Raw genomic sequence first — 9,407 nt, forward strand, 5'->3', positions numbered from 1 at the left:
TTGAGAGCACTTATCGTTCCTCACGCTCCAGCGTGGGAATGCCTTGCGTGACGCACCGCGTCACAACTCTGCGCCGCGCCACACACTCAGGATAGGACGCAGAGCGTCCGGAACACCATCGTACCCACGTGGAGCATGGGCACGATGGTGTTCTTGAGAGCTCTTATCGTTCCCCGAAGCGGAGCTGCTACGGCACGATAGTCGTGAGCCCTCAATCAGCCATCAACGGAACCGGTCAACCTCGTGACGCAGTTCTGTCGCCAGACCATTCAGCTCTTGGGCAGTGATGGCGAGGTTGGACATGACCTGGCGCTGTTCGCTGTTGGCCATGGCGATGCTTTGCAGGTTGCTGCTGAGCATGGTCGCGGTGCTGCTTTGTTCCTGGGTTGCAGTGGTGATGGCGGCGAACTGGTGACCGGCCGAGCGGCTTTGCTCGTCGATCTGGGCCAGCGCGGAGGCCACTTTGGCGTTCAGCGACAAGCCTTCCTGCATCAGCGTATTGCCCTGCTGCATGGTGGTGATGGCGTTGCCGGTTTCCTGCTGGATGCTGGCGATCATGCCGGAAATCTCGTCCGTGGCTTCACGGGTGCGCGAGGCCAGGCTGCGGACTTCGTCAGCCACCACGGCAAAGCCGCGACCTTGTTCACCGGCACGCGCGGCCTCGATGGCAGCGTTGAGCGCGAGCAGGTTGGTCTGGTCGGCAATCGAGGTAATCACCCCGACGATGCTGCCGATTTCCTGGGAGCGCTGACCCAGCGTGTCGATGACTTTCGCGGTGCTGCTCAGCGAAGTGGCGATCTGTTGCAGCGACGAAGACGCCTCTTCCATCGAAGTACGACCGATGCGCGTCTGCTGGGCATTTTCCTGGGCCAGACGTTCGGTATTGCCCATGTTGTCAGCGATGTTCATCGACGTGGCGCTGAACTCTTCGACGGCACCGGCCATGCTGGTGATCTCGCCGGATTGCTGCTCCATGCCCTCGAACGCGCCACCCGACAGGCCGGACAATGCGTTGGCACGACTGCTGACTTCCTGCGCTGCAGTACGAATATGCGCCACCATCGATGACAGTGCTTCGCTCATCTTGTTGAAGCTGCCCGACAACTGCCCGATCTCGTCATTGCTGGTCACATTCAGGCGTACGCTGAGGTCGCCCGCACCCAGTGCATCGGCCTGGCGTACCAGTTCGGACAGCGGACGCAGCTTGCTGCGCAGCAGCCAGATGGCGCTGATCACCGCGATAATCATGGCCAGCAGACTGCCGATCGCCAGTTGCGTGCCGACGTGCCAGGTCACTTCGCTGATTTCCTTGCGCGGCATGCTGGCGATGACGGTCCAGGGGCCACCAGCGAACGGCTGGCCGACGCTGTAATAGTTGTCATCACCGTCATTCCAGAACTGCGCCTTGCCCGGTTTGCTGGCGAGCTCTGCAACTGACTTGGCGGCACCGTCGAGGGATTTGACGCCTGCCGGTGGAACCAGCCAGGTGCCCTTGTCGTCGAGCAGTGCCAGCGAACCGGTAGAGCCGATACGGAAGCTCTTGAGGTTATCGAACTGGGTCTTCTGCGCATCGGTGTAATCGAACCCTACGAACAGCGCCGCAATGATCTTGCCGCTGCTGTCGCGGACCGGGCTGTACTGGGTCATGTAATAACGATCGAACAACACCGCTTTGCCGACATAGCTCTGACCGGCCATCAGGCGCTCGTAGGCTGCGCCCTTGCGGTCCAGCACGGTGCCGATGGCGCGCGTGCCATCCTGCTTGCTCAGGGAGGTGCTGATACGGATGAAGTCGTCGCCGCTGCGCACGAAAATGGTCGCGACGCCGGCGGTCATCGAGCGGAATTCATCGACTTCGGTGAAGTCGTTGTTCAGCGCGGCATCACGCAGGAACAGGCCTGGCGTGGACGTGCCCGCCACCGTGACCGGCTTGTCGGCTTGCAGGCTCAGGCCCTCGGCGAAGCGTTTTTCGAACAGGCCACTCAGGCGCTGAGTGCTGTCGCGCAGCGTGCTGTGGAACGTGTTGAGCTGGTCAGCGAGGAGCCTGGCTTCACTCGACATGTGCTCTTCACGAATGACCAGGTTGGACGCGTCCAGAGACCTCAACGCGAACAGGGTACTACCGCTGATAACCACCGCCAGGATCACGGCCAGAGCAATACCAAGTTGCGAAGCAATTCGGGTACGAGGCTTGGACATAGAGACTCCGTGCCGAATGATTGGAGTCGCCGGGTCCGTGGCTTACCATTCAGCTGATAGATTTAGTTGGTGTTTTTACGCTATTTGAACGAGCAATCTTCAAGCAATGCTTCGGCCACCAAGGTCGTTACTTGAGAGCGGAGCGTGACATTTACAGATGATGGCAGTTCAATATTAAACTAAATTTTAATAGAGTACTTCAACTAACGGCAACTGCATGGCGCCCACCTCCGCCTGAAGAAAATCGCTGAGGCGTCGTAACCGCTCTGCGCCGGGCCTCGTACGCGGCCAGACCAGATAATAGTTTTCGCCACTGAACACCGCCGTGCGCCACGGCAGGCTCAGACGGGCCTGCGCTACGTCCTCGGCGACCATCAGCAGGTCGCCCATCGACACCCCATAACCACGTGCTGCGGCAATCATTCCCAGCTCGAGGGTGTCGAACACCTGCCCGCCTTTGAGCGACACCTGATCGGCCAGGCCCATGCGGTTCAGCCAGGTGCGCCAGTCACGGCGATCTGGGGTGGGATGCAGCAACTCAGCTTTTGCCAGCCGTTCGACGTTCCATGGCGGGTCCTGCAACAAAGTGGGCGCACCGACCGGAATCAGCATCTCGGGAAACAGTAATGTGGCTTCCCAGTCAGACGGGAAATGCCCCTGGCTGAGCAGAATCGCGCAGTCAAACGGCTCCTGGGTAAAGTCCACCGCATCGATTTCCATCCAGGCGCTGGTCAGTTGCACTTCATTGCCCACCTGCAGATGACGGAAGCGACTGAGCCGCGCGAGCAGCCAGCGCATGGTCAGGGTCGACGGGGCTTTCATGCGCAGAATGCCCTCTTCGGTCTGCAAGGTACTGCAGGCTCGTTCCAGTGCCAGGAAGCCATCGCGTACGCCGGGCAACAACGCGCGTGCCGATTCGGTGAGCTGCAAGTTGCGTCCGTTGCGCTGAAACAAGCGACAGGCAAAGTGCTCTTCCAGCGTGCGGATGTGACGGCTTACTGCACTCTGGGTGATCGAAAGCTCCTCGGCCGCTCGGGTAAACGAGGTATGCCGCGCAGCCGCTTCAAAAGCCCTTAGTGCATAAAGAGGAGGGAGACTGCGAGGCATGGGGCGCTTCCTGCGGAAGATAGACGGCTACTTTACTGCAAATGCTGCAATTTGCTTCAGATGAGTTTTAGTCATGCTGAGCATCGGATTTATCGTTTTGTGTTTAGTCGGGCAACTGCCCAGAATACGTCGCTCAATCGTCCTTTCGCCGTAGAGCACCGCCACCATGCAGCATTCCGCCCTCAAAGAACTCTGGATCATCCTGCGCCTGGCGGGGCCGCTGATTGCGTCGCAGATGGCGCACATGCTGATGGTGTTCACCGACACCGTAATGATGGGCAAGATCGGCCCGGAGGCCCTGGCGGGCGGTGGTCTGGGCGCTGCCACGTACAGCTTCGTGTCGTTCTTTTGCGTCGGCGTGATGGCTGCGGTTGGCACGCTGGTCTCGATCCGTCACGGTGCCGGCGACACCGAGGGCGCGACCCGTCTGACCCAGGCCGGTCTGTGGCTGGCCTGGGGCATGGCGCTGGTTGCCGCGTTGTTGCTGTGGAACCTCGAACCCATCCTGTTGCAGTTCGGTCAGGCCGAAGCCAACGTGCACATGGCTGCTCAATTTCTGATCACCCTGCCCTTTGCCCTGCCCGGCCTGCTCAGCTTCATGGCATTGCGCGGCTTCACCAGCGCACTGGGGCGCGCGGGGCCGGTGATGACCATTAGCCTGGCCGGTGCGGCAGCGAACTTTGTGCTCAATTACGCATTGATCCATCAATGGCTGGGGCTACCCAACCTGGGGTTGATGGGCATCGGGCTGGTCACCGCGATCGTCACCAACTGCATGGCCCTCGCGCTGGCTCTGCATATCAGGTGGCATCCGGCCTACGCGGCGTATCCGATCAGAAAGGGGCTTTCGAAACTGTCACGCAGTCACCTGGGCGAGCTGTGGCGGCTCGGTTTGCCGATTGGCGGCACCTATGCAGTGGAAGTCGGGCTGTTCACCTTTGCGGCGTTCTGCATGGGGGCGATGGGCAGTACGCAGATGGCGGCGCACCAGATTGCCCTGCAGACCGTGTCCATGGCGTTCATGGTTCCGGTGGGGATGTCCTACGCGGTCACCATGCGTATCGGCCAGCATTATGGTGCGGGCAACCTGTTGATGGTGCGCATGGCCGGTCGTCTGGGCATCGGTTTTGGCGGCTGTGTGATGCTGATGTTCGGGATGCTGTTCTGGCTGGCACCGCATCTGGTCATTGGTCTGTTTCTGGATATCAACGACCCGGCGTTTGCCGAGATCGTCGTACTGGCCACAAAACTGCTGGCCATTGCCGCGCTGTTCGAGTTTTTCGACGGCACCCAGACCATTGCCATGGGCGCCATTCGTGGGCTCAAGGATGCACGCACCACTTTCCTGATCGGCCTGGGCTGTTACTGGCTGATCGCTGCGCCTGCCGCGTGGTTGCTCGGCTTCTCTACCGATGCCGGCGCTTCAGGCGTGTGGTGGGGGCTGGCACTGGGCCTGTTCTGCTCGGCAGTGGCGCTGACCTACGCGTTTGAATGGAAGACAGCTCGTCTGTTGCGCCAGGACGCAGCCGGGGTGGCGGTGCCGGGCTGATCCGGCGCACCGTCACCCGGATCTGGATGTATCTGCGTGCGCGGCTTGCGAACGCAGATAGGTCACCAGTTCTTCCACCGGCAGCGGCCTGCTGATCAGATAGCCCTGCACCTGATTGCAGCCGAAACTGCGCAGCAACTCCAGTTGCCCGGCGGTTTCCACGCCCTCGGCGACCACTTCCAGGTTCAGGTTGTGCGCCAGAGTGATCATGGCGTTGACCAGCTTGCGGTTCTCTTCGCGTAGCTCCATCTGCGCGACAAAGCCCATGTCGATCTTGAGCAGCGCGATGGGCAGGCTGTTGAGGTGCATGAACGACGAATAGCCGGTGCCGAAGTCATCCAGCGAAAAGCGCACGCCCAGTTGCCGCAATGCATCCATGGTCTGCCTGACCTGATCGCTGCGTCGCATGACCGCGGTTTCGGTCAGTTCGAACTCCAGCCAGCGCGCGTCGACATCGTGTTCCGCGATCAGGCGATTCAAGGTTGGCAGCAGCTGGCTGTCCTGAAACTGCCGGAACGACAGGTTGATCGCCATGTGCAGCGGGGCAAAGCCTTGTTCGCGCAGGGCCTGCATGTCACGCAGAGCGCGGAAGATGACCCAGTAGCCGAGCGGCACGATCAGGCCGCTTTGCTCGGCCAGTGGCACGAATTCGCTGGGCGGCAGCAGCCCACGTTCCTGATGGCGCCAGCGCACCAGCGCTTCCAGGCCGACGATACGCCCGCTGTCCAGGCACAGGCGTGGCTGGTAATGCAGTTCCAGCTCATCGCGGCGCAAGGCGCGTCGCAGTTCACCTTCCAGATCGGCGAGGCTGCGGGCGTTGCGGTTGATGCGCTCGTCGAACAGGTGATAAGTACAGCCCTGCATGCTCTTGGCCTGACGCATGGCGATATGTGCATGCCACATCAGCGGGTCGGCTTCGGGCTGGGCTTGTGAATGCGCAATGCCCAGGCTGCAACCCAGCAGCAGGCTTTCGCCATCGACCCAATAGGGTTCGGACAGCACGTCGGTGATACGTTCGGCCATTTGCAGGGCGCGTTCGGGGGCTGTTCGGGTGTCGATCAGCAGGGCGAATTCGTCGCCCCCCAGGCGGGCGATCTGATCACCGGCATCAAGCTGGTTTTTCAAGCGCGCCACGACTTGCAGGATCAGTCGGTCACCGGCCTGATGACCCAGTGAATCGTTGGCGCGGCGAAAGTTGTCGAGGTCCAGATGCCCCAGCGCCAGGCTGCCGCCTTCGCTCAGGCGAGCCGACAGCAGCGCCTGAAACCCCTGGCGGTTGGCGATGCCGGTCAACGGGTCCTGGCCGACCAGGCGTCGCAGGCTGTCTTCCAGGCGACTGCGCTCGTGGACATAGCGCAGGCAGCGTCGAAGCGTGTCACCGGTCAAGGCATCGCGCACCAGCCAGTCACTGACACCGGTCGGTCCGACCAGTGGTTCGGTCTCGAGCAGCACTACCGTTGGCAACAGGCAGGCCCCGGTCCTGGGCTGCAGATCAGGCGTGGTCAGCAGCACGGTATTGCGCTCGTTAGCGTAGCGGGCACTGAAAACGTCCCAGTTCGCGCCATGCAGAAGTATCACGTTGCCTCCCGGCGCAGTTAGGCAGCCGCTAAGCAGCGCCTGCCAGAAAGGCTCGTGCGCCAATAACAGCAATCGCAAGGGTTCGACAGGTGTAGGCAATCTAACTTCCTAAGTGCAAAGGAAAAACCGGTGGCCGCTCTCTCGCAGGAGCGCGACAAATACACGTATCGCGCGTCGCGGCGCAAATGTAACAAAAACAGAAGAATTAGATAGCAGTCACTGTCTGACGACGATGAGCACTGCACAAAACCGTGGGCCTGTTAAAATGCCCGACCTTTTTTGCAGACGACTCTTCATACCGCCATGTCCCGACTCAATCCCCGGCAGCAGGAAGCCGTGAACTACGTCGGCGGCCCTCTTTTGGTGCTCGCCGGTGCCGGTTCCGGCAAGACCAGCGTGATCACCCGCAAAATCGCGCATCTGATCCAGAACTGCGGTATTCGTGCCCAGTACATCGTCGCCATGACCTTTACCAACAAGGCCGCGCGCGAGATGAAAGAGCGGGTCGGCACGCTGCTCAAAGGCGGCGAAGGACGCGGCCTGACGGTTTCGACCTTCCACAACCTGGGTCTGAACATCATCCGCAAGGAGCACACGCGGCTGGGCTACAAGCCGGGCTTCTCGATCTTTGACGAGACCGACGTCAAGGCGCTGATGACCGACATCATGCAGAAAGAGTATTCCGGCGACGACGGTGTCGACGAAATCAAGAACATGATCGGCTCGTGGAAAAACGACCTGATCCTGCCCGCCGAGGCGCTGGAAAACGCCCGCAACCCCAAGGAACAGACCGCCGCCATCGTCTACACCCACTATCAGCGCACGCTCAAGGCGTACAACGCGGTGGACTTCGACGATCTGATTCTGTTGCCAGTCAAGCTGTTCCAGGAACACGCCGACATCCTGGAAAAGTGGCAGAACAAGGTGCGTTACCTGCTGGTGGACGAATATCAGGACACCAACGCCAGCCAGTACCTGCTGGTGAAGCTGCTGATCGGTACGCGCCATCAGTTCACTGTGGTGGGCGATGACGACCAGTCGATCTACGCCTGGCGTGGTGCGCGGCCGGAAAACCTGATGCTGCTCAAGGACGACTACCCGTCGTTGAAAGTGGTCATGCTGGAGCAGAACTACCGCTCGACCAGCCGCATTCTGCGCTGCGCCAACGTGCTGATCTCCAACAACCCGCACGCCTTCGAAAAACAACTGTGGTCCGAGATGGGCCACGGCGACGAGATCCGCGTGATCCGCTGCCGTAACGAAGACGCCGAGGCCGAGCGGGTGGCCATGGAAATCCTCACCCTGCACCTGCGCACCGACCGTCCGTACAGCGATTTCGCCATCCTCTATCGCGGCAACTACCAGGCCAAGCTGATCGAGCTGAAATTGCAGCACCATCAGGTACCGTATCGACTGTCGGGCGGCAACAGCTTCTTCGGCCGCCAGGAAGTGAAGGACCTGATGGCGTATTTCCGCCTGCTGGTGAACCCGGATGACGACAATGCCTTCCTGCGGGTGATCAACGTTCCGCGTCGCGAGATCGGCTCGACCACGCTGGAAAAGCTCGGCAACTACGCCACCGAGCGCAAGGTGTCGATGTACGCCGCCACCGACGAGATCGGTCTGGGCGAGCATCTGGACAGCCGATTCACCGACCGCTTGCAGCGCTTCAAGCGCTGGATGGACGGGGTGCGTCAGCAGTGCGCGCAGAACGATCCCATCGCCGCGCTGCGCAGCATGGTCATGGACATCGATTACGAGAACTGGCTGCGGCAGAACAGCTCCAGCGAAAAGGCTGCCGATTACCGGATGAGCAACGTCTGGTTCCTGATCGAGGCGTTGAAAAACACGCTGGAGAAGGACGAAGAAGGTGGCATGACCATCGAGGAAGCCATCGGCAAGCTGGTCCTGCGCGACATGCTCGAACGTCAGCAGGAAGAGGAAGACGGTGCCGAAGGCGTGCAGATGATGACCTTGCACGCTTCCAAGGGCCTCGAATTCCCGTATGTGTTCATCATGGGCATGGAAGAGGAAATCCTGCCGCACCGCTCCAGCATCGAAGCCGACACCATTGAGGAAGAGCGCCGCCTGGCCTACGTGGGCATCACCCGCGCACGGCAGACCCTGGCTTTCACCTTTGCCGCCAAGCGCAAGCAGTACGGTGAAATCATCGACTGCGCGCCAAGCCGCTTTCTGGATGAACTGCCCCCGGACGACCTGGCCTGGGAAGGCAATGACGACACCCCGACGGAAGTCAAAGCGGTGCGCGGCAACACCGCGCTTGCCGACATTCGCGCCATGCTGAAACGCTAGCCGACACCCTATTGATCATTTATTGCGCAATGGCGCAGCCAAGGAATTGAAGTGGAAGCACTGCACAAGAAAATTCGCGAAGAAGGCATCGTATTGTCCGATCAGGTGCTGAAGGTCGATGCGTTTCTCAACCATCAGATCGATCCGGCGCTGATGAAAGCAATCGGCGACGAATTCGCCCGACTGTTCGCCGACGCTGGCGTGACCAAGATCGTGACCATCGAAGCTTCCGGCATCGCGCCGGCAGTCATGGCGGGTTTGAACATGGGCGTGCCGGTGATCTTCGCCCGCAAGCACCAGTCCCTGACTCTGACCGAAAACCTGCTGTCGGCGACCGTGTACTCGTTCACCAAGCAGGTGGAAAGCACCGTAGCGATCTCGCCGCGCCATCTGAGCAGCGACGACAAGGTGCTGATCATCGATGACTTCCTGGCCAACGGCAAAGCCTCGCAGGCGCTGATCTCGATCATCAAACAGGCTGGCGCCACAGTGGCCGGGCTGGGCATCGTGATCGAGAAATCTTTCCAGGGCGGCCGCGCCGAGCTGGACGCCCAAGGCTATCGCGTCGAATCCCTGGCGCGGGTCGAATCACTGGCCGGTGGGGTCGTGACGTTCAAGTAAGGCTCCCGAGGGTGGACGCGGAGCGTCCGGAAAGGCATGC

At 60.7% G+C, this 9,407-nt stretch carries 6 protein-coding genes; 3 read left to right on the forward strand and 3 right to left on the reverse strand.

Features of this window, described 5'->3' with window-relative positions; genetic code table 11:
• Positions 1-222 precede the first annotated feature (222 nt).
• Both BLR20_RS26235 and BLR20_RS26240 read right to left on the reverse strand, forming a co-directional pair.
• Positions 223-2,199, reverse strand: coding sequence for a methyl-accepting chemotaxis protein (locus BLR20_RS26235; RefSeq protein ID WP_010434903.1), 1,977 nt, complete (start codon positions 2,197-2,199; stop codon positions 223-225).
• Between the two features lie 186 nt (positions 2,200-2,385).
• Positions 2,386-3,306, reverse strand: coding sequence for a LysR substrate-binding domain-containing protein (locus BLR20_RS26240; protein ID WP_010434901.1), 921 nt, complete (start codon positions 3,304-3,306; stop codon positions 2,386-2,388).
• A 166-nt stretch (positions 3,307-3,472) separates the two neighbouring features.
• On the opposite strand from BLR20_RS26240, the gene BLR20_RS26245 reads away from it, so the two are divergent.
• The gene (locus BLR20_RS26245; protein ID WP_032613505.1) at positions 3,473-4,855 is read left to right on the forward strand and encodes a NorM family multidrug efflux MATE transporter; all 1,383 of its coding nucleotides are present in this window, start codon (positions 3,473-3,475) and stop codon (positions 4,853-4,855) included.
• A gap of 12 nt (positions 4,856-4,867) precedes the next feature.
• On the opposite strand, the gene BLR20_RS26250 is transcribed toward BLR20_RS26245, so the two are convergent.
• Positions 4,868-6,532 (reverse strand): putative bifunctional diguanylate cyclase/phosphodiesterase, encoded by a 1,665-nt coding sequence (locus BLR20_RS26250; RefSeq protein WP_054993405.1) that lies wholly within the window; start codon positions 6,530-6,532, stop codon positions 4,868-4,870.
• A 204-nt stretch (positions 6,533-6,736) separates the two neighbouring features.
• Between BLR20_RS26250 and rep the strand changes: the two genes are divergently transcribed.
• Both rep and BLR20_RS26260 read left to right on the forward strand, forming a co-directional pair.
• On the forward strand, positions 6,737-8,746 hold the full coding sequence (gene rep, locus BLR20_RS26255; protein ID WP_032613502.1) for a DNA helicase Rep: 2,010 nt from the start codon (positions 6,737-6,739) through the stop codon (positions 8,744-8,746).
• A gap of 51 nt (positions 8,747-8,797) precedes the next feature.
• Positions 8,798-9,367 (forward strand): xanthine phosphoribosyltransferase, encoded by a 570-nt coding sequence (locus BLR20_RS26260; protein ID WP_010434892.1) that lies wholly within the window; start codon positions 8,798-8,800, stop codon positions 9,365-9,367.
• Positions 9,368-9,407 lie beyond the last annotated feature (40 nt).

Origin of the sequence: Pseudomonas congelans, from assembly GCF_900103225.1 — a bacterium.
Lineage (GTDB): Bacteria > Pseudomonadota > Gammaproteobacteria > Pseudomonadales > Pseudomonadaceae > Aquipseudomonas > Aquipseudomonas congelans.